The following is an 18,888-nucleotide window of genomic DNA, read 5'->3' as shown; positions in this document are numbered from 1 at the left end:
TACCGGCAAGAGCCGGCCGGCGCCGCGGTGTGCGATTCAAATTTGTGAGAGCCGTTCGAAATCAAGGATGCGAATTTGCTTCTCGCAGGCGTGCACGATGCCGTCCCTTCTGAATTTCGAGAGCATGCGGCTGACGGTCTCGAGCTTCATCCCCAGATAGCTACCCATCTCTTCACGCGTCATGCGCAGGTTGAACTCCGCGCTCGAATAGCCTCGCTTTTTCAGGCGCTGCGACAAATTCAACAAAAAAGCCGCGACGCGCTGCTCCGCGTTCATCGTCCCGAGGAGCATCATGATCTGTGATTCGCGCACGATCTCGCTGCTCATCATTCGATGCACGTGGCGCTGCATCGATTCTTTAGTGCGGCACATCTCCTCTAGTAAGCAGAAGGGGATAATGCACACGTAGCTATCTTCCAACGCGATCGCGTCGCAACTATGTTGCCCGGTGCAGACACCGTCGAATCCGAGCGTTTCCCCGAGCAACTGAAATCCGGTAACGTGCTCGCGCCCGTCTGACATTCTGATCACAGTCTTGAACGAGCCGGTGCGCACTGCATAGATGCTTTGAAACTTGTCATCGGCGCGATAGAGCGCCTCGCCGGTCTTGACTTTCCGTTTCGCCTGAGTCAGCGAATCCAACTGATAGAGCTCGCGCAGGGAAAGGTCGACAGGCATGCAAACGGAACGCAACGTGCACGCCGAGCAGCTCGGCGAGTTCTGCTGTAAAAGAGGCTCACCAAGCGGGCGCGCGTTGTTTAAGGCGGCGGCCCCGCCACAACCGTCTCGCGCGTACTGCATCTCGTTGTACATCGCAGCCTCCAGGTCGAGCCGTAGTCGGACCGTTCGCGAGGCGAACCATTCACCCGACCACCACTGCAGTATTCCCCAGTTTGCAATGAATCGATATCGGCGCTGTACGAAGCTGCGGTAGGAACAGCGGAAGGCGCGTAGGACATCGCCTACGAAGGGGTAAATGGTCATACAAGCGTGACCGACTACCGGCCGCTCGCGCATGGTTGACAAGAGACAGAACGTCGCTGACAAGCGATCGCTTTGCGGGTGAGAAGCGGCGTGTGGTGCGGCTACATGCCGCATCCATCTGCGTGCCCGCGGCGGGCATTACAAAGAGCAGGCGCCCGTCTTTAAACGGGCGCAGAAAGAAATTCGCCTGGGAGGTTGCGCGAAACCGACGAACTCGATCTCGCCAAGGCCCATCAATGCGACATCAATACGGGCACCGTCATCGTTCGGAGCAGGGCATGCGTGACGCCGCCCAGGACTCTTTCACGCGCACGCGCGTGGGCATATGCCCCCATGACAAGGAGATCGGCGTGCGTATCGCTGATCTGATTGAGAAGCGTTTCCCCCGTACCGACGCCGGAAATGCGGGGTATCGACTTGAACGCGGCGCGGACCCCATGCCGCTCCAGATAGCCGGCAACATCGAAGCCCGCGGGCGCTTCCCGGTCCGGGTGTTTCTCGACAGTGCAAAGCGTCACGAAGCGCGCGCGTTTCAGGATCGGAACGGAATCGGCCAGCGCCCGGGCGGCTTCGCGGCTCCCGTCCCAAGCGACGACGACGTTCTCGCCGAACGTTGCGACACGCCCCGCGTACGGTACCACGATCACCGGCCGTCCCGCGTTCATCACCATATCTTCGACGAAGTCGCGACCCACATACGAATCCTGATCCTCCGGATCTTCTTGCCCGAGGATGACGAGGTCGGCGTGGCGCGCATGAAGGACTGCCTCGTCGAGCGCCGGCCCCCGAGGGGCACGCCATTCGAACGAGCATCCTGCCTGCTCGGCCGCGGTGATGAAACGATCATGCGCGCGATTCGCTCGTTCAGCGTGCTGCGCTTCAAGTGACGCTAGGATGAGACTGTCGTCGCGTTTGAGAAGCGGACGAAACAGATCCTGGCAAACCACGTACAGGCCGATCAAACAGGCGTCGTACTTAAGAGCAAGGTCGAGTGCGAAGCTTACGCGCTCGGGGCTTTTTCGGCTGTCGTCGACATGGACGAGCAATGTCTTGTAAGTCATGGTGATTCCTTTTCGGGTTGGCACGATCAGTGCGACATCAGCACAGGTACCGTCATCGCTTTTAGGATGGTGCGCGTTGCGCCTCCCAGCACGACCTCGCGCCAGCGCGAGTGGCCATAGCCACCCATCACGATGAGATCCGTGCCGAAGTCCGCGGCACGCGAAAGCAGCAGTTCGCCTATTGGGACATCTCTCACGCCCTCCATCTGCTCGGTGACCACATTGACGCCGTACCGCGCAATGATCTCGGCGATATCCGATCCTGGAATTCTGCTTCTGGGCGCCTCGGCCTTGAGCGCATTGACCGTCAGTACCACGACTTGCTTCGCGCGAGCCAGGAAGGGAAGAGCGTCGTGCGCCGCGCGCGTCGCCTCACGACTTCCATCCCAGGCAAGCAGGACATTCTCGCCGACGCTCGCGAATTCGACCGCGTAGGGTACGACCAATACAGGGCGGCCTGCGGAGAGCAGGAGATTTTCGACGAACTGTTCGGCGACAAACGATTCGGCGTCTTCCGGATTGTGCTGGCCGACGACGGTCAGATCCGCGAGCCGGGCTTCTGCCGGAACGAGACGATTGGCGTACCCCTCCGAGAACTTCCATTCGCCGACAACTTTCTCGCGTGCAATTTCCGCTTTGAAGAACCGTTCGAGCGCCGCCTGGCGTTCGGTGCGCATAGCTTCGACTTCGGCGAAGTAATCGGCCGTGCCTGCCATGACGTAAAACGATCCGGGCTCCGGTCTGAAGACAGTCAGGAGGCCAGTCAGGTGTGCGTCGAATTGCTTAGCAAGATGCAGCGCGAACTGCAGTCGCGGCCTCGCCGATTCGCCCAAGTCTAGATGCACGAGGATGCTCTTGTAACTCATTGCGATAGCTCCCGGAGAAAGGGACGCGGAATTCGGCCCTGCTTTGCAGTCTAGGAGCGCATGCCGCGCAAGGGTTGATGACGGTCAAGCGATGCATGTGCGAGTTGCGATGCTTCTCGTTAGTTTCCGCTCGGTTGATTGATGTCAAGCGCCGGCGAATGCAGCCACCTAGAGTCGACTACGTCACGTGGCTGCATGGCACACGCGGCGCTTGCCTGGAAATGTGACGAATGCAAGCCGCGCAACTCTTCGAACTGGAGCACCAAATGTCAGGAAAACGCGTTGCCTTCGTGACAGGAGGCATGGGAGGGCTCGGCACGGCAGTCTGCCGCCGTCTTCACGCGATGGGAATGACGGTCGCAATGACGCACACGCCGCGCAACGACCATGTGACGACATGGTTGATGCGCGAGCGCGATGCTGGCCGCCAGTATCACGCTTATGAGGCGGACGTATCGGAGTACGACTCCTGCGCGCATTGCGCCAAGCGCGTGCTCGATCACCATGGCACGGTCGATATCCTCATCAATAACGCAGGCATTACGCGCGATGCCACCTTCGCGAAGATGACCAAGACTGATTGGGACGCCGTGCTTCGCACCGATCTCGATGCGCTGTTCAACATGACCAAGCCGTTTATTGGCGGAATGATCGAGCGCGGGTTCGGCCGAATCGTCAACATCGGCTCGGTGAACGGATCACGAGGGGCATTCGGGCAGACGAATTACTCGGCGGCCAAGGCGGGCATCCACGGCTTCACGAAGGCGCTCGCGCTCGAAGTCGCAAGGCATGGGGTGACGGTGAATACTGTCTCGCCGGGATACCTCGATACCGCGATGATCGCCTCGGTGCCGGCGGAAGTCATGGATAAAAGAATACTGCCGCAGATTCCTGTCGGTCGCCTCGGTCGCCCGGACGAAGTGGCAGCGCTTGTCGCGTTTCTCTGCTCGGACGACGCAGCGTTTATTACCGGTGCGGACCTCGCGATCAATGGCGGAATGCATATGCGATGAGCTAAGCGGCAGGCCGTGATGCCGTGCGAACGCCCCCGTCCGAGAGCATCGATTGACCGGCATCAACCACGTCCCTGCGGCTTTCCATAGTCTAGAGACTGCGGATTAAGAAAGAGGGCGACGTATCAGCGCTCCAGCCGCAACGACGTTTCAGTATTCAACCCGAGGAACATCATGTTGAAAGTTCGTACTCAAAAATCGCGATTGGCTCGACTGCCTGTTGCATTGGTAGCTGGTCTCACGATAGCCAGCGCCGTTGCACTCGCGCAAGAGATGGCGACAATTCGGCCCGTCACCGAACATGGCATCACCTATCTGAGCGGCGGCGTCGGCGAGGAGGAGGTCTCGGGGATGCGTGCGATGGCGCCAAAATTCAATTTGCATCTGGTGTTCGCGCAAAAGAGCGGCGTCTATCTGGCCGACGTCGACGTGGTCATCTTTTCTCCATCGGGACAGCAAGTGGCCGCAATGAAATCCGAAGGGCCTTTGTTGTTCGTTAGCCTGCCGCCGGGACGATACCGCGTTACCGCGACATCGGATACGGTCAACGTGACGCACTGGGTGACCGTGCCGGCTCACGGTGGCGCCGATATCAATTTCTACTGGGGATGAGGCTCTTTCGCGGATGCGGTGGACGGTACTCAACGAAATGGAACAGGAGACGGAAGTGAATGTGAATGAGATTTTTACCCGCGGTACGGTTCACGTCGCGGCATCGTGCACTTTGCAGCAGGCTGCGTCCCAGATGGGCGATCAGCATGTCGGTGCGCTGGTTGTGACCGAAGACGGCGTGAGCAATCGCATCGTTGGCATCGTGACCGATAGAGACATCGTGATCAAGGCCACGGCATCCGGCGCTTCGCCCAGAGAGATGCTCGTTACCGATATCATGTCGGAGCACGTCATGACCGTGAGTGAGGACGCGGACGTTGGCGACGCGATGCAGATCATGTCCAGCCACGGCGTACGAAGATTGGCCGTCACGAATGACAACGAGGATATCGTCGGTGTCCTATCCCTCGATGATGTGATCGAGGCGCTGAGCAGGGAGTGGTCGCAGCTGTCCAGTATCATCCGATACGGTCAGCATCGAGAGTGGTCTGGAGCGATCCAGTCGCCGTTGCATTTGTGAAGGGATGGCGCGCAGGAATGTCGGGGAGCGCCCCTCCGAACGTCAAAGCGTTTCGTCGTCGTCGAAGAGCTTGTGCTCGACCGCGTAGCGAACGAGCGTCGCTTCGTTATGCATCCCCATCTTCTCGAGAATACGAGTTTTGTAAGTGCTGACTGTCTTTGTGCTTATGCAGATGCGACTGGCGATTTCGCCGATCGACTGTCCCGCGGCGAGGCACCGGAAGACTTCGAACTCTCGGTCCGAGAGCCGCTGATGAGGTAGGGCGTCGACCGGCCCGTTCAGACTCTGAGCGAAGCGCTCCGCCATCGAGACGCTCACATAGGCGCCCCCCGAGGCGACTTTCGTTACGGCGGCGACCAACTCGTTGGTCGCGCTCTCCTTCGTCAGATAGCCCGATGCACCAGCCTTGAAGGCACGCACTGCATATTGCTGCTCCGCATGCATCGTGAGGACCAGAATTCGCAGCGTCGGGATTTCCTCCTTGATCTGCGTAACGAGCTCGATTCCTGTGCGCGCACCCGGCATTGTCAGATCCATGACGAGTACGTCGGCGGGCGTGCCGCGCACGAGTGCGATCGTACTGGGCCCGTCGTGCGCTTCCCCCGCGACCTCGAAGGCGCTCGTGCTCTGAAGGATATACCGGAGTCCCTCGCGAACAAGCGTGTGGTCGTCAGCCAAAAGTACTCTTGTCATGGAGGATTCCTTTCCCCATCCTCGTGCACGGACGCGAAGGGTGACTGCGATCGAAACACCCGCAAGCCGCCGATCGTGCTGTTTGGGATGGAAAATCTCTGATGCGCTTTCCCGGTGCGATAAAAAACCGACAAATTCATGACCGACGGTCGCCACCGTGGGCCGAAGCTTCTGTTTGATTGTCGCCTATTGGCGCTATGGTGCCAATGGCGAATCGTCTGTGTATGAGCGTGACCCCACGATTGCTCCGACTATTCGAGTGCGAGTACGTGAGCGATCCGCACCGACGCCACCGGATCAAGCCGCTTTTTGGCTCGTGCGGTAAATGGCCGAGCGTAAGCCGAGGCGAGTGCGCTTGCGCTTGACGCAGGTCAGATGAGGGTCCTCATGGCGGCGGCAGTATGAACCACGGACTCGTCAGGGTGACGATGTCTCGATGAGCCAGGAGAATGCAATGAAGACGGACAAGCAATTGAAGCAGGAAATCGAAGAAGAGCTGGAATACGATCCTGCGGTCAACTCGGCCGATATCGGCGTCGAGGTGAGCGGTCGCGTCGTGACCTTGTCGGGCCACCCGACGAACTACGCTGAAAAGCTCGCCGCGGAGAAGGCGGCCCAACGCGTGGCGGGCGTCAAGGCTGTCGTCGTCGAGATGGAAGTGAGACTGCCGCGTGCCGACGTACGGAGCGACGAAGACACGGCCAATGCAGTGCGTTCGATGCTGCACTGGACGGTCGGCCTTTCGGAAGAGGCTGTGAAGGTACAAGTCGAAAAGGGGTGGGTTACGCTGAGCGGTGCCGTGCCGAATGCTCATCTGTCCCACCTCGCGACGCGCACGGTCAGTCATATGCGCGGGGTGACCGGGGTGTCGAACCTCATCGATGTGAGCAGTGGGGAGTCGGTCAACAACATCGCGGAGAAAATCGGCCGGGCATTGCAACGTCACGCAGAGCGTGAAGCGAAGCACATCCAGATCAATGTGCGCGACGGCTCGGTTACGCTGACTGGAAAAGTAGGCTCATATGCCGAGCGCTCGGCCGTCCGCGGTGCCGCTTGGTCGGCACCTGGCGTGCGTGCCGTCATAGACGATCTCGATATCGAATGAACAGATGATTCAGCCAGCTACGGCTGGCCGCTGAGACGGCGCTGCGGCTTGGCGTGTGCGTTCGGCGAGGAGCTTTGCGAGTGCGGCGGAAGCGAGGCGCACTCGCAATGAGTCGGCGCGGCTCGTCAGAATGATCGGCAAGCGTGCGCCCAATACGAGCCCTGCCGCGTCGGCGCCGGCGAAGTACATCAACTGCTTGCAAAGCATATTGCCGGCTTCCAGGTCCGGCACGAGCAGAATGTCGGCCCGTCCGGCAACGGGCGAGATGATCCCTTTGATCTGGGCCGCGGCGACGCTGATTGCATTGTCGAAGGCGAGCGGACCGTCGACGAGCCCGCCGGTGATTTGCCCGCGTGCCGCCATCACCGTGAGCGCGGCCGCATCGAGCGTCGCGGGCATTTTCGCACTCACTGTTTCGACGGCGGCCAAGACGGCGACGCGCGGTTCGGGGATGCCCATCAACTTCAGCAAGTCGATGGCGTTCTGGCAGATGTCGCGCTTATCGTCGAGCGTCGGCGCGATGTTGATTGCGGCATCGGTAATGACGAGAGGCTTCGGATATCCCGGGATATCCATGGCATAGACGTGGCTCACGCGCCGCCCGGTGCGCAATCCCGATGCCGGTGCGAGCACGGCGTGGAGCAGCTCGTCCGTGTGCAGACTCCCTTTCATCAGCGCCTCGACCTGACCTGAGGCGCCGAGCTCCACTGCCCGCGCGGCGGCTGCATGACTATGCTCCGCGGGTTCGATCGGGATTCCGTCGAGACTGACGTGAGCCGCCTCCGCCGCTGCGCGGATCTTCGCCTCGGGGCCGACCAAGACAGGGGCGAGCAAATTTTCGTCGCGTGCTTCGACCGCCGCTTGGATCGCCTCGGGCGAGCATGGATGAACGATCGCTGTACGCAGAGCCGGTTGAATGCGCGCCTCGCGAATGAATGCTTCATAGCGGCCGTGACGGCGAGTCACCGCTTCCGAGTGAGGGACGCGTGGCCAGACTATCGGACGTGTCGGCGCGATCACCGTTGCCGTTCCGCTCATCACGACATCGTCCCTTTGATTCGCGCATCGTATGTCGAGCAGCACGGCATGCGTTTGCGGAAGCTTCTCCTTGACGGTCACGGTGGCGGTGATCGTATCGCCTGGCGCGATCGGATGCTGGAATTCGAACGCCTGGTCCAAATAGAGGGTGCCGGGGCCCGGCAGCTTGGAGGCGAGGACCGCGGACACCAGCGCCACCGTCCAAGTCCCATACACGACGACGTGGCCCGAAGAATTATCGGCGGCGTGAGCAGCGTCGAGATGTGCTGGATCGAGATCGCCCGATATAGTCGTAAAGAGGGCAATGTCGTCGCGCTCGGCGGTGCGCGTGAGCGTCGCCGATTCGCCAATCGTCAGATCGTCGAACGGCCGGTTATGGATGAGATGATCGTCCACGGCTGTCGCTTCATTTTTGAAAGATGTAGGTGCCTGGTGCGTCGCCGAGCGCGGAAAAGCCGGGCGCTCCCGTGGGCGGCGGCGCGACATGTACGTCGGACGAATGCGCGAGGAGCCATCCGTGCCATGCGGGCCACCAGGAGCCGTCGAAACGCTCGGCCGCGGCGACCCATTCCTGCGGCCCGACATTCATATCGGTGGCGGGCGTGCGCTTCATGCGGAACTCACGGTGCGCGTGCCCGGGTTCGCTGACGATGCCGGCGTTATGTCCGCCGCTTGCGAGCACGAACGTCACATCGGTATCGGACAGGTAATGGATCTTGTAGACCGAGCGCCACGGCGCGATGTGGTCACGCTCCGTCCCCACGACGAAGAGCGGCATTCGAAGGTTGCTTAGTGCAATCGGCCGGCCGTCGACTTCATAGCGAGCGCTCGCAAGATCGTTGTCGAGAAAGAGCTTGCGCAGGTACTCGGAATGCATCCGGTATGGCATGCGCGTCGTATCGGCGTTCCACGCCATCAGGTCGGTCATCGGCGAGCGTGTGCCCAGCAGGTAGTCATGGACAACGCGCGACCAAATCAAGTCGCTCGATTGCAGAAGTCGAAACGAGCTCGCCATCTGATTGGCGCCGAGATAGCCACGGTCCCACATCATGCTTTCGAGAAAATAGACCTGGCTGTCATCGATGAACAGTTGAAGCTCGCCTGGTTCCGTGAAGTCGGTTTGTGCTGCCAAGAGCGTCACCGACGCGAGCCGATCGTCATGGTCGTTTGCCATCGCGGCCGCTGCGATGGCCAAGATCGTTCCGCCGAGACAGTAGCCGGTTGCATGAATCTTCCGGTCCGGCATGATGCTCGAGACGCTATCGAGTGCTGCCATGACGCCACTTTCGCGGTAGTCGTCGAGCCCGAGATTGCGGTCTTTCTCTTCGACATTGCGCCAGGAAATGCAGAAAACCGTATGTCCGGCATCGACGAGATAGCGGATCAGCGAGTTGTGCGGCGATAGGTCGAGGATGTAATACTTCATGATCCAGGCCGGCACGATCAGGATCGGCTCGGCCGCCACCGTAGCCGTCGTCGGCTGATACTGGATCAGCTCGATCAGATGGTTGCGAAAGACCACGCTGCCAGGCGTGGTCGCGACGTCGACGCCGGCCCTGAATGTTTCGGCACCTACCGGTGGGTTTCGTGCCGCGATACGCTCGGCATCCTCGATCGCGTTGCAAGCGCCTTGCACCAGATTGGCGCCGCACGTGGCGAGCGTATGGAGCAACACTTCGGGGTTGGACAATATGAAGTTTGCTGGCGCGAGGATGTCGAGCCATTGTCTCGCGACGAAGGAAACGACATCTTCATGATGGCGGGTCGTGCCGGGAACCTCATGGGTTGCTGCGCTCCACCATTGCTCAGTCAGCAAGAACGCCTGTTTCCAGAAGCGAAAGGGCTCAATTTGCCATGCAGGGGAAAAGAAGCGGTCATCGCTTTGTAGCGTCGGCGCATGGGAAGGCGGAGGTTCGCACGCCGGGGCTTCCGTCGCCTCTACGATCAGTCGCGCCGCGTTGCTCGCGGCCAGCGAGGCAAGCTCCAGTCGCTTGCCGGGGGCGGCAATCATATGGATGAACCAATCGGCAAAAGCAAGGGTGAGTGCCGCCGGCGAAAACCCGGCAGTGACGCGTGCAATGAACGCCTGCTTCGCATGATCGAGTTCACGAAACGGGCTATCCGACACGCGTCCGGGCTTGGGTTCCCTCGTTGTGTCGCCGCCGCGAGCCAGTGCGGGCTTCAGTCGAGTGTCCATCGGGCTCCTTAGCTGGAAATGGGCTTCGATGACAGTAGGTTCCCCAGCGTGAGCGAACCGATCGTTTCTTTCTGCCAGGCAGCCATATGTGAGCGGGGCGCTCCGAGTCAATTTACCTAGCCAGTGAAACAACTCGTCTGATTTGCGTCAATCGCGATGGCCTTTGTTGACTTTGGTCGCTTGGAGCGGGCGCGTCGAAAGGCGTTTATTCAAGGCGGAAGACAGACATCCGATGAAAGCTCGAGCGCTTGACGTCGATCAAGCCGCCGCCTGGTTCACTTGCGAAGATCTCGCTAGGCGAGGCATGAATCCGCGTCCGGATTTCGCGCGAAGCAATCGTTTCCGATCAGGGGGAACCATTCGTGTTGCAAGTTGGTACGACGGCCGTTAGCGCGGTGCGCTCGAATGCGGGTGGGGGCCGCGTCATCGCTGTGCGGGGCGCAGTGATCGATATTGACTTCGCCGGCCATCCGCTTCCTGCGATCGACGACGCACTGATCATTGCTCCTGACAGCGACACGCCCGTGCTCGCCGAAGTGCAGGCTCACTTGAGCGACACCGCAGCTCGTGCGCTTGCCATCCGTTCCACGGCTGGCTTGTGCCGAGGCGCGCAGGCTCGTGCACTCGGCGGACCGATCCGGGTACCCGTGGGCGAGCCGGTCCTCGGGCGTTTGATCGACGTGACGGGCACGACGCGCGACGGCGGTCCGTCGCTGAGCGATGATGTCGACAAGAGGCCGATTCATCGTCCGGCACCGCCTATCGCCGCACGGGGACGGGCCAGCACCATTTTTTCGACGGGCATCAAGGTCATCGATCTGCTCGCCCCCCTTGCTCAGGGCAGCAAGGCGGCGATGTTCGGAGGCGCCGGCGTGGGCAAGACGGTGCTCGTGATGGAACTCATCCATGCCATGGTCGAACGCTATCAGGGTATTTCGGTGTTTGCCGGCGTGGGCGAGCGTTCGCGCGAAGGGCATGAAATGTTGCTCGACATGCGCAGCTCCGGGGTGCTCGGCCGCGCGGTGCTCGTCTATGGGCAAATGAACGAGCCGCCCGGCGCCCGATGGCGCGTGCCTTTGACTGCGTTGACGATCGCCGAGTACTTCCGCGACGAACGCGGGCAGAATGTGCTTCTCTTGATGGACAACGTATTTCGATTCGTGCAGGCCGGCGCCGAAGTCTCGGGGCTGCTGGGACGGCTTCCTTCTCGCGTCGGTTATCAGCCGACACTTGCGAGCGAAGTAGCGGCCTTGCAGGAGCGGATCGTTTCCGTCGGCGATGTCGCCGTGACGGCAATCGAAGCTGTCTATGTCCCCGCGGACGATTTCACGGATCCGGCTGTTACGACGATCGCTGCGCACGTCGACAGTATGATCGTTCTGTCGCGCGCGATGGCCGCCGAGGGCATCTATCCTGCAATCGACCCTATCGCTTCGTCGTCGATCCTGCTTGATCCCCTGGTCGTCGGCGCCGAACATGTGGCGGTGGCCAACGACGTGCGGCGCGCTGTGGCGCACTACCGGGAACTGCAGGACGTGATCGCATTGCTCGGGATCGAGGAACTCGGTGCCGACGATCGGCGCACGGTCGAACGCGCGCGCCGCCTGCAGCGTTTCCTCACGCAGCCTTTCGCCGTCACGGAGGCGTTCACGGGGCAAGCCGGCTGTTCCGTCTCGATTGACGAAACGATCGCAGGATGCAAGGCGATCCTGAACGGCGAGTGCGACGATTGGCAGGAAAGCTCGCTTTACATGGTGGGCGCGCTGAGCGAAGCGCGGGCGAAAGAAGAAGCGACGCGAGACGCGCATGCAGCGGCCCGTCGAGCCGCCGGCGCATAAGGAGGCGAATGATGCGCTCCGACCTCCATCTGACACTGACGACGCCTTCTTGCGTCGTCGTCAAGGACCTCGATATTGTCTCTCTGCGTGCCGAGGATGATAGCGGGTCGTTCGGGATTCGACCCGGCCATGCGGACTTTGTCACGCTGCTTGGTGCCTGCGTCGTGCGTTGGCGCACTTCGGACGGATCGATCCATTTTTGCGCCGTGGACGGAGGCGTATTGCGTGTGTCGCGCGGCAGCCATATCACGATTGCGTGTCGCCAGGCCATTGAGGGTGAATCGCTCGAACGACTCGAAGCGGATGTGCGGCGCGCCCGCGCGGCGCAAGCCGATGCCGAGCGCCGTGCGCGAGTCGAGCAAACCCGATTACATGCGCACGCGATACGGCAACTCATGCGGTATTTGAGGCCGGTCAAGGCAGGCCAGAGCCAAGGTCCTCAGGAACGTTCGGAGCTGCCGCCATGACCGACGATCAGCGCTCACGAGCGAAGCGCGCCTTCGACGATCTCGAAGCGGCCGCACGTCGAGCATCCAAGCGTCACGAAAGGGGAGAGCGAGATCCCGAGCCCTCGATCGGTAGCCGTCTTGCGCAGATCGGAATCCTGGGCTGGACGATCGTTGTGCCGACGCTTGCAGGGCTCGCGCTCGGGCGTTGGCTCGATCGCGTATCGGGCAACCGCATTCTCTTTTCCGCGCCGCTTTTGATGATAGGCGCGGCACTCGGATTCTGGTTTGCCTGGAAATGGATGCATCGCCAACAGCAGAACGATCATGACTAGCATCTCGGGCGTCGGCTGGGTACATGCCGCATCCGCGCTATTCGCCGGGCTGCTCGTAGGTGGCGGCCACTTCTTATTGCTGCGCTTTAACGGCTCGCTGTTTGGCCGAGGCTGCATGCGATGGGCGCTTGCGCTTCAAGTTGCGCGCGTTGCTGCGACGTCGGCTGCGCTCTTCGCGCTCGCACGATTTGGCGCGTTTCCGCTCCTCGCGGGCCTGACCGGTATCTTGCTTGCGCGCCGGGCGGTGCTACGCGCGACGCTGCGTTTTTCGGATCCGCGAACATGAGCCGCTCACCGCTCGAAACGACGCCGCTCTGGCACATTTGGGCGTTACCCATCTCAGTCCCGGTCGTCGTGACATGGACGATCATGGCGTTGCTCGTGTGCGTCGCCTGGCGGGTTCGCCGACGACTCAGCATCGAAGAGCCGTCAAAGTTGCAATGCGCGCTCGAGCTCTTCGTCGGTACGATCGACGAGCAGATTCGCGACACGATGCAGACCAATCCGGCGCAATACCGCGCGCTCATCGGAACGCTTTTCGTTTTCATTCTCGTTGCGAACTGGTCCTCCCTTCTGCCCGGCGTCGAACCACCAACGGCGCGCTTGGAGACCGACGCGGCGCTTGCGCTCGTGGTTCTAGGTGCCACCGTGTACCACGGCATCAGGACGCGTGGCATAGGCGGTTACCTCGGGACGTTTGCGAAGCCCTCTTGGATCATGATCCCGTTGAACGTCATCGAGCAGATCACGCGCACATTCTCGCTTGTCGTGCGTCTGTTCGGCAACGTGATGAGCGGCGTATTCGTGATCGGCATCGTGCTGTCGCTTGCCGGTCTTATCGTGCCGATTCCGCTCATGGCGCTCGAATTGCTGACCGGGGCGGTGCAGGCCTACATCTTTACCGTGCTTGCGATGGTCTTCATCGGTGCCGCCATCGACGAGACCCGCGATTCCACCGACACCATTCAGGCCAATCCTCACGACGACACGCGGAAAACGACATGAGTAATCTGATCGAAATCATCAGCGTCGCGGCGGCCGCGCTCGCCGTCTCATTCGGTGCGCTCGGACCGGCGCTCGCGGAAGGTCGCGCGGTTGCAGCGGCGATGGATGCAATCGCCCGCCAGCCGGACTCGGCCGGCACGCTGTCACGTACGTTGTTTGTCGGCCTCGCGATGATCGAGACAATGGCCATCTACTGCCTCGTCGTAGCCTTGCTGCTGCTTTTTGCCAACCCGTTCGTGAAGTGAGTGGGCGATGCGCATCGACTGGTCCACGCTCGCGCTGCAAACGTTCAATGCGCTCGTTCTCGTCTGGCTGCTCGCGCGGTTTATGTTCCGGCCGATCGCTGAGATCGTCACCAAGCGTCAGGACGCTGCGCGCAAGGTGCTCCAGGATGCGCAGGCTATACGCGTTGCCGCTGAAGCCGAGCGTAAGGCCGCAATGCAAGAGGCTGAGTGCCTGGCTCGTGGCCGGAGTGAGGCGTTGCGGCAGGTTCAGGTTGAAGTCGAAGCTGAACGGGCCGCGCTATTGGCGAGTGCTCGGGCAGAAGTCGACACGCTGCGCCAAACGGCGACAGCGGAGCTCGAGGCGAGCCGCGCGGCGCGCGCACGCAGCATTGGCTTACGCGCGACGCGGCTGGCAATCGATATCGCGGAAAAGCTGCTCGATCGGCTGCCGGAAAGTGCGCGCGTCGACGGTTTCATCGACGGATTGGTCGATGGTATCGGGCACCTGCCCGACGAAGCACGCGCGGAACTGGGTGCCGGCGCCGGGGCGCTAAGACTCACCGTGGCGCGCGCGCTAAGCGAGCGCGAGGAGCAGGCGTGCCGTGCCACGCTCGCGGCAAGCCTGGCCCGGCCGGTGACGCTCGACGTTCATATCGACCCTTCCTTGATTGCTGGCCTGGAACTGGATGGTTCGTATTTGCATGTACGAAACAGTTTTCGCCATGACATCGAGCAGATCGAGGCAACGCTGACGAACGACGATGGAGCAGACGCCTGAAATGGACGATGCCGTCTGGCTGGTTCGCCAGCGGGAAAGGCTTGCGCGCATAGAGTTGGCACCGACAGTGCAGACGGTTGGCCGCGTCGAACGTTTCGCCGATGGCATTGCGTATGTCTCGGGCTTGCCCGATGCGATGCTCGACGAAGTGCTGCGCTTTCAGAGCGGAGCGGTCGGCTTCGCGCATACGCTCGATGAAAAGACGATCAGCGTTGTACTGCTCGATGAGGATGGCGCAATCGACGCAGGTTCGCTCGTGACGAGGACCGGTAAAACGCTTCAGGTTCCGGTCGGGCCGCAGTTGCTCGGGCGCATCGTCGACGCACTGGGCCGTCCGCTCGATCGCGCCGAAGCGATAGGTCCGGTGGAAATATCGCCGATCGAGCGTCCGGCACCGGCGATCGTTGACCGAGATCTGGTCGCCGAACCGCTTGAAACCGGCGTATTGGTGGTCGACGCGCTTTTTGCGATCGGGCGCGGACAGCGCGAACTCATCATCGGCGATCGTGCGACTGGGAAGACCTCGCTTGCCGTGGATACGATCATCAATCAAAAAACCTCGGACGTCGTTTGCGTCTACGTCGCTGTGGGGCAACGTGCAACTGCGGTCGAGCGCGTGATCGAGGCGGTGCGCGAGCACGGAGCGCCCGAGCGATGCGTCTTCGTCGTGGCATCGGCTGCCTCGGCACCGGGCATGCAATGGATCGCACCATTCGCCGGCATGACGATCGCGGAATATTTCCGCGACCGAGGACAGCATGCCCTCATCGTGATCGACGATCTAACGAAGCATGCAGCGACGCACCGTGAGCTCGCCTTGCTCACGCGCGAGCCGCCGGGTCGCGAGGCGTACCCCGGCGACATTTTTCATGTTCACGCACGTCTGCTCGAACGCGCCGCCAAACTATCGCCGAAGCTAGGTAGCGGCTCGCTCACCGCGCTTCCGATCGCCGAGACGGATGCGAGCAATTTATCCGGATATATTCCGACCAACTTGATATCGATAGCTGACGGCCAGATCGTTCTCGACGCTGGCCTGTTCGCGGCGAATCAGCGCCCGGCGGTCGACGTTGGTCTCAGCGTGAGCCGTGTGGGCGGCAAGGCTCAGCCTCGCGCACTGCATGAGGTGTCGGGGCGCTTGCGGCTCGAGTACGCGCAGTTTCTCGAACTGGAGATGTTTACGCGCTTCGGCGGTCTGACCGATGCGCGCGTAAAGGCGAGAATCGCGAGAGGCGAACGTATTCGAGCATTGATCACGCAGCCGCGGTTTCAGGGGCTGCGAACGATGGACCAAGTCGTATTGCTTGCAGCTCTGATCCATGGCGCGTTCGATGAAGTTTCAGCCGAAGTCGCCCAACGCGTACGGGAGCAGTTGCGCGCGTGGCTCACCGCGCAAGTCGCGTTGCTGCCTGACGGCGCGGCGCTCTCCATGGAGAGCGCCGACGCCGCGCTGCTTGCCCGGCTGGCCGACTCGGTGACTGAACTCGTCAAGCGGGTCGCGAGCGTCGACACCACGGATACCGTCGTCGGTTCGCGGACGTTCGAGCAAATCGCGCCGTCAACCGATTTGCCGCCGAGTGTGGCCAGAAAATGAGCGAGAAACGCACAGAGATCGCCGCTCGCGTTGCAACCGCGCGCCAGTTGGAGGCGGTCGTCACTGCAATGCGCGGTGTTGCCGCCGCTCGCGCGAACGAGGCGCACGCCCAACTTGCCGGAATACGAGAGGCCGCGGCGACCGTCGGCGCCGCCATCGGCGATGCGCTGGCGATCGGTGGCCATGAGCGCACCGGCGAGCGCGATATGCCCGTGTCCGCAGGGGGGCGGCACATCGTCATCGTACTCAGTGCTGAGCAAGGATTCGTCGGCGCATTCAACGAGCTGATCGTCGAGCGCGCCGCGCATTGCGCGATCGCACCGGTGCCGCCATGCGAATTCCTGATTGCGGGCACGCGCGGCGCAATGCTCGGCGAGCAGTATGGCTTGCCGGTTGCGTGGTCCACGGCCATGGCCTCACGAGCGTGCGACGTGCCGCGTCTCGCCAAGCACATCACCGACGCGCTCTATGAGTGCCTCCAGGCGGGGCACAGTAGTGAGGTGAAGTACGTATCGCTGGTTCATGCAGCGCCGGGTTTCGCGTCGCGCCTCGAGATCGTCGAGCACAGACTCCTACCGTTCGATTATGGACGCTTCGAAATGGCGCCTCGCGCGCTGCCACCGCTTCACACTCTGCCAGCGATGCGTTTGTTGACAGGGCTTGCCCAGTGGTACGTATTCGTCGAGCTATGCGAAGCGGCGATGCTTTCGTTTGCCGCGGAAAACGAAGCTCGTGTGAGGGCGATGACCGCAGCTAGGTCGAACATCGCCACGAAGATCGATGAGCTTTCTCGAAGCTACCGTCGCGCGCGGCAGGACGAGATCACGTCCGACATCCTGGAGCTCGCAACGGGTACCTTGTGTACCGTGTAGCATTCCGGCCCGCTGTCAGTCCGATTTCATGCGCCAGGCGTGCGGAAGCATCTCCAATGCAATTCATAGGATCTGCATCAGCATTACTGTCATGCGCTGTCGCTTGCTAACTCGACCAATCCGCCCGGAGCGAGGCGGTCTTGCGGTCGGGCGGTCTTACTGGCTCAGTACCCATTGCACGAGCTTGTGCGCGTCCCGCCGCGAGATCGGGCCCCCACGTTCCGCGGGTAATGGCATCTGGGTGTCGCCCCAATGAGCCCTCCCGCCCTTGCGTAGCTTGTTCTCGAGCATCACGCTCGCGTTCGGTTGATCACGATAGCGATCGGCAATCTGTCGGAACGACGGTGCGAGAAACGGCGCGTCGATCGTATGGCAGAACATGCAGTGCTGCTGATCGATCAGGTCGGTGGGCTCCGGCTCCGGCTTTGCCAATGCCGTGCAACAGTACAAGCCGGTCAGTAGGCCGGCCATTCCGATCATCCATCCTTTGTGCAAGCCGTTCATCGCAAGTACCTGAGTGCGCCTTTTGCATTCGCTTCAGTCTACGGCTGCGGCTGCATTCCGCGTTGACGCGCATCAAGCGGGGCGCGCACAGGCGCGCCGCCGCTGTTGTCGTCGCGTCCGACCTCGCCTTGGCGAGGGGCGACGCTCAGCGACGGAAGTAACGCGCATCCGAGACGCCCGGCGTATATCGATTCGGCGATGGGTTGATGCGCATCAACTGGGCCGTCTCGGCGCTGTCTAGAGTGGTCTTACTCCGTCTCGTGCCGACCGACCGCGAGTCTGAACCGGGGTTGCAACTGGAGCGACGGAATAGTCCGATGCGTGAGCGTCGTCTCGTTGTGAGCATGAGCGAACCACTCAACTCATATCAGCTCGAGGAGTGAATGCAATGAGCAATTTGACACGTTATGACCCATTTTCGATGGAACCCTTCTCCGATTTGTTCCAGGGTTTCTTCCGCCCCATGCGGAATTTGACGCTCGACGGTGACTTGCCGCTTTCCGATGTCAAGATTGATGTTGCCGAAAGCGACGGTGCCTATACGGTGAACGCCGAACTGCCGGGCGTCGACAAGAAGGACATCGACGTCAAGATCGACGGCAACGTCGTTTCGATCAGCGCGAAAGCGGATCGTCAGAAAGAGTCTAAAGACGGCGAGCAAGTGATCCGCCGCGAACGCTATTCCGGCCTTATCAGCCGCTCATTCTCGCTTGGCACGGACATCGATGAAGGCGCATCGTCTGCTCAGTATCAGGACGGCGTGTTGTCCCTGACGCTGAAAAAGAAGAAGGATGCGCCCCAAAAGCGCCTGCAGATCAACTGAGCGGAGAGCGCCACGTCTTCGGGCTCGGCGGTGCGTGAACTGCCGAGCACTTCTTGCGGTTCAGGGGAATTCGCTTGACACCACAAGACGTCGGGCACCAACGAGGCATTCATTATGACGATGTCAGGAAAGGTCAGCGACAGCGATTGGGCGGTTTCGGCCAGGGTCGATCCGGTACCCGGTGGTTTCACCTGCGCGATCGAGGTTGAGCACAGCGATGAAACGCGGAAATTCGCGCACCAGTTCAAGCATCACCGGGTCTTCGAGACGGAGCGGGAAGCGGTGCTCGATGGCTTGCACGAGGGATTAGTCTGGATCGAACGGAAAATGGCGCACTCGATCCTTTGTAGCGGAGAGGGGTGATGAAATCGGATGGAAGG

At 61.3% G+C, this 18,888-nt stretch carries 21 protein-coding genes and 1 pseudogene; 15 read left to right on the top strand and 7 right to left on the bottom strand.

All coding sequences use genetic code 11. From position 1 onward, the window contains the following. Positions 1 to 36 precede the first annotated feature (36 nt). The 3 genes from B0G57_RS06830 to B0G57_RS06820 form a co-directional block, all read right to left on the bottom strand. A complete protein-coding gene (locus B0G57_RS06830; protein ID WP_102606919.1) occupies positions 37 to 813 on the bottom strand; it encodes a helix-turn-helix domain-containing protein in 777 nt (258 codons plus the stop codon). 404 nt (positions 814 to 1,217) lie between these two features. Continuing rightward, on the bottom strand, positions 1,218 to 2,045 hold the full coding sequence (locus tag B0G57_RS06825) for a universal stress protein (RefSeq protein ID WP_102606918.1): 828 nt from the start codon (positions 2,043 to 2,045) through the stop codon (positions 1,218 to 1,220). Positions 2,046 to 2,071: 26 nt separating this feature from the next. After that, positions 2,072 to 2,911 carry a universal stress protein gene (locus B0G57_RS06820; RefSeq protein WP_102606917.1) on the bottom strand — a complete coding sequence of 280 codons (840 nt, stop codon included), beginning with the start codon at positions 2,909 to 2,911 and terminating at the stop codon, positions 2,072 to 2,074. Between the two features lie 266 nt (positions 2,912 to 3,177). Between B0G57_RS06820 and B0G57_RS06815 the strand changes: the two genes are divergently transcribed. The 3 genes from B0G57_RS06815 to B0G57_RS06805 all read left to right on the top strand — a co-directional run bounded on the left by B0G57_RS06815 (position 3,178) and on the right by B0G57_RS06805 (position 5,056). Continuing rightward, on the top strand, positions 3,178 to 3,924 hold the full coding sequence (locus tag B0G57_RS06815; RefSeq protein WP_102607099.1) for a beta-ketoacyl-ACP reductase: 747 nt from the start codon (positions 3,178 to 3,180) through the stop codon (positions 3,922 to 3,924). Positions 3,925 to 4,197: 273 nt separating this feature from the next. Further along, positions 4,198 to 4,536, top strand: a complete 339-nt coding sequence (locus B0G57_RS06810; protein ID WP_102606916.1) for a carboxypeptidase regulatory-like domain-containing protein — start codon at positions 4,198 to 4,200, stop codon at positions 4,534 to 4,536. 37 nt (positions 4,537 to 4,573) lie between these two features. Next, complete coding sequence (locus B0G57_RS06805) at positions 4,574 to 5,056, top strand: CBS domain-containing protein (protein WP_223258633.1); 483 nt, start codon at positions 4,574 to 4,576, stop codon at positions 5,054 to 5,056. Between the two features lie 42 nt (positions 5,057 to 5,098). Here B0G57_RS06805 and B0G57_RS06800 read toward each other — a convergent pair whose 3' ends face one another. Further along, a complete protein-coding gene (locus tag B0G57_RS06800; protein ID WP_102606915.1) occupies positions 5,099 to 5,749 on the bottom strand; it encodes a response regulator in 651 nt (216 codons plus the stop codon). A gap of 454 nt (positions 5,750 to 6,203) precedes the next feature. Here B0G57_RS06800 and B0G57_RS06795 point away from each other — a divergent pair, with 454 nt between their 5' ends. After that, positions 6,204 to 6,854: a BON domain-containing protein gene (locus B0G57_RS06795; protein WP_102606914.1), complete on the top strand. Its 651-nt coding sequence runs from the start codon at positions 6,204 to 6,206 to the stop codon at positions 6,852 to 6,854. Positions 6,855 to 6,863: 9 nt separating this feature from the next. Here the strand turns inward: B0G57_RS06795 and B0G57_RS06790 are convergent, their stop codons facing one another. Next, entirely contained in the window at positions 6,864 to 8,288 is a 1,425-nt protein-coding gene (locus B0G57_RS06790; protein ID WP_102606913.1) for a bifunctional enoyl-CoA hydratase/phosphate acetyltransferase, read from the bottom strand. Positions 8,289 to 8,298: 10 nt separating this feature from the next. Next, a complete protein-coding gene (locus tag B0G57_RS06785; protein ID WP_102606912.1) occupies positions 8,299 to 10,089 on the bottom strand; it encodes a PHA/PHB synthase family protein in 1,791 nt (596 codons plus the stop codon). Between the two features lie 362 nt (positions 10,090 to 10,451). On the opposite strand from B0G57_RS06785, the gene atpD reads away from it, so the two are divergent. The 9 genes and pseudogenes from atpD to B0G57_RS06740 all read left to right on the top strand — a co-directional run bounded on the left by atpD (position 10,452) and on the right by B0G57_RS06740 (position 17,181). Then, on the top strand, positions 10,452 to 11,927 hold the full coding sequence (gene atpD / locus B0G57_RS06780; RefSeq protein WP_223258632.1) for a F0F1 ATP synthase subunit beta: 1,476 nt from the start codon (positions 10,452 to 10,454) through the stop codon (positions 11,925 to 11,927). Between the two features lie 11 nt (positions 11,928 to 11,938). Beyond that, the gene (locus tag B0G57_RS06775; RefSeq protein ID WP_102607096.1) at positions 11,939 to 12,394 is read left to right on the top strand and encodes a F0F1 ATP synthase subunit epsilon; all 456 of its coding nucleotides are present in this window, start codon (positions 11,939 to 11,941) and stop codon (positions 12,392 to 12,394) included. After that, a complete protein-coding gene (locus B0G57_RS06770; protein WP_399277005.1) occupies positions 12,295 to 12,708 on the top strand; it encodes an AtpZ/AtpI family protein in 414 nt (137 codons plus the stop codon). Before B0G57_RS06775 ends, B0G57_RS06770 begins: the two co-directional genes overlap by 100 nt. Next, positions 12,701 to 12,994, top strand: coding sequence for an N-ATPase subunit AtpR (locus B0G57_RS06765; protein WP_102606910.1), 294 nt, complete (start codon positions 12,701 to 12,703; stop codon positions 12,992 to 12,994). The genes B0G57_RS06770 and B0G57_RS06765 overlap by 8 nt, the downstream gene beginning before the upstream one ends. Further along, complete coding sequence (locus B0G57_RS06760) at positions 12,991 to 13,713, top strand: F0F1 ATP synthase subunit A (protein ID WP_102606909.1); 723 nt, start codon at positions 12,991 to 12,993, stop codon at positions 13,711 to 13,713. Before B0G57_RS06765 ends, B0G57_RS06760 begins: the two co-directional genes overlap by 4 nt. Next, a complete protein-coding gene (locus B0G57_RS06755) occupies positions 13,710 to 13,958 on the top strand; it encodes a F0F1 ATP synthase subunit C (RefSeq protein ID WP_102606908.1) in 249 nt (82 codons plus the stop codon). Before B0G57_RS06760 ends, B0G57_RS06755 begins: the two co-directional genes overlap by 4 nt. Positions 13,959 to 13,965: 7 nt before the next feature. After that, positions 13,966 to 14,715, top strand: coding sequence for a F0F1 ATP synthase subunit delta (locus B0G57_RS06750; RefSeq protein WP_102606907.1), 750 nt, complete (start codon positions 13,966 to 13,968; stop codon positions 14,713 to 14,715). Beyond that, positions 14,699 to 16,219: pseudogene (locus tag B0G57_RS06745) on the top strand (F0F1 ATP synthase subunit alpha); the annotation flags it as partial. The gene B0G57_RS06750 and the pseudogene B0G57_RS06745, both read left to right, overlap by 17 nt. An 86-nt stretch (positions 16,220 to 16,305) precedes the next feature. Continuing rightward, positions 16,306 to 17,181 carry a F0F1 ATP synthase subunit gamma gene (locus tag B0G57_RS06740; protein WP_102606905.1) on the top strand — a complete coding sequence of 292 codons (876 nt, stop codon included), beginning with the start codon at positions 16,306 to 16,308 and terminating at the stop codon, positions 17,179 to 17,181. Positions 17,182 to 17,337: 156 nt separating this feature from the next. Here the strand turns inward: B0G57_RS06740 and B0G57_RS06735 are convergent, their stop codons facing one another. Next, positions 17,338 to 17,652 (bottom strand): c-type cytochrome, encoded by a 315-nt coding sequence (locus tag B0G57_RS06735; RefSeq protein WP_223258631.1) that lies wholly within the window; start codon positions 17,650 to 17,652, stop codon positions 17,338 to 17,340. Positions 17,653 to 18,073: 421 nt separating this feature from the next. Between B0G57_RS06735 and B0G57_RS06730 the strand changes: the two genes are divergently transcribed. After that, positions 18,074 to 18,508, top strand: a complete 435-nt coding sequence (locus tag B0G57_RS06730; RefSeq protein ID WP_102606904.1) for an Hsp20/alpha crystallin family protein — start codon at positions 18,074 to 18,076, stop codon at positions 18,506 to 18,508. A gap of 114 nt (positions 18,509 to 18,622) precedes the next feature. Then, positions 18,623 to 18,871, top strand: a complete 249-nt coding sequence (locus tag B0G57_RS06725; protein WP_102606903.1) for a UDP-glucose 4-epimerase — start codon at positions 18,623 to 18,625, stop codon at positions 18,869 to 18,871. Positions 18,872 to 18,888: the final 17 nt, after the last annotated feature.

The organism is Trinickia symbiotica, from assembly GCF_002934455.1.
In the GTDB taxonomy this organism is placed as follows: domain Bacteria; phylum Pseudomonadota; class Gammaproteobacteria; order Burkholderiales; family Burkholderiaceae; genus Trinickia; species Trinickia symbiotica.
This window is presented reverse-complemented; position numbering and strand designations above follow the sequence as displayed.

Bases quoted from the DNA above. Each gene is read 5' to 3' on its own strand.
- B0G57_RS06755 (WP_102606908.1), top strand. From the start codon at position 13,710: ATGAGTAATCTGATCGAAATCATCAGCGTCGCGGCGGCCGCGCTCGCC.
- B0G57_RS06815 (WP_102607099.1), top strand. From the start codon at position 3,178: ATGTCAGGAAAACGCGTTGCCTTCGTGACAGGAGGCATGGGAGGGCTC.
- B0G57_RS06725 (WP_102606903.1), top strand. From the start codon at position 18,623: ATGACGATGTCAGGAAAGGTCAGCGACAGCGATTGGGCGGTTTCGGCC.
- B0G57_RS06825 (WP_102606918.1), bottom strand. From the start codon at position 2,045: ATGACTTACAAGACATTGCTCGTCCATGTCGACGACAGCCGAAAAAGC.
- B0G57_RS06795 (WP_102606914.1), top strand. From the start codon at position 6,204: ATGAAGACGGACAAGCAATTGAAGCAGGAAATCGAAGAAGAGCTGGAA.
- B0G57_RS06785 (WP_102606912.1), bottom strand. From the start codon at position 10,089: ATGGACACTCGACTGAAGCCCGCACTGGCTCGCGGCGGCGACACAACG.
- B0G57_RS06730 (WP_102606904.1), top strand. From the start codon at position 18,074: ATGAGCAATTTGACACGTTATGACCCATTTTCGATGGAACCCTTCTCC.
- B0G57_RS06765 (WP_102606910.1), top strand. From the start codon at position 12,701: ATGACTAGCATCTCGGGCGTCGGCTGGGTACATGCCGCATCCGCGCTA.
- B0G57_RS06800 (WP_102606915.1), bottom strand. From the start codon at position 5,749: ATGACAAGAGTACTTTTGGCTGACGACCACACGCTTGTTCGCGAGGGA.
- B0G57_RS06775 (WP_102607096.1), top strand. From the start codon at position 11,939: ATGCGCTCCGACCTCCATCTGACACTGACGACGCCTTCTTGCGTCGTC.
- B0G57_RS06750 (WP_102606907.1), top strand. From the start codon at position 13,966: ATGCGCATCGACTGGTCCACGCTCGCGCTGCAAACGTTCAATGCGCTC.
- B0G57_RS06820 (WP_102606917.1), bottom strand. From the start codon at position 2,911: ATGAGTTACAAGAGCATCCTCGTGCATCTAGACTTGGGCGAATCGGCG.
- B0G57_RS06740 (WP_102606905.1), top strand. From the start codon at position 16,306: ATGAGCGAGAAACGCACAGAGATCGCCGCTCGCGTTGCAACCGCGCGC.
- B0G57_RS06810 (WP_102606916.1), top strand. From the start codon at position 4,198: ATGGCGACAATTCGGCCCGTCACCGAACATGGCATCACCTATCTGAGC.
- B0G57_RS06830 (WP_102606919.1), bottom strand. From the start codon at position 813: ATGTACAACGAGATGCAGTACGCGCGAGACGGTTGTGGCGGGGCCGCC.
- B0G57_RS06735 (WP_223258631.1), bottom strand. From the start codon at position 17,652: ATGGCCGGCCTACTGACCGGCTTGTACTGTTGCACGGCATTGGCAAAG.
- B0G57_RS06805 (WP_223258633.1), top strand. From the start codon at position 4,574: ATGGAACAGGAGACGGAAGTGAATGTGAATGAGATTTTTACCCGCGGT.
- B0G57_RS06760 (WP_102606909.1), top strand. From the start codon at position 12,991: ATGAGCCGCTCACCGCTCGAAACGACGCCGCTCTGGCACATTTGGGCG.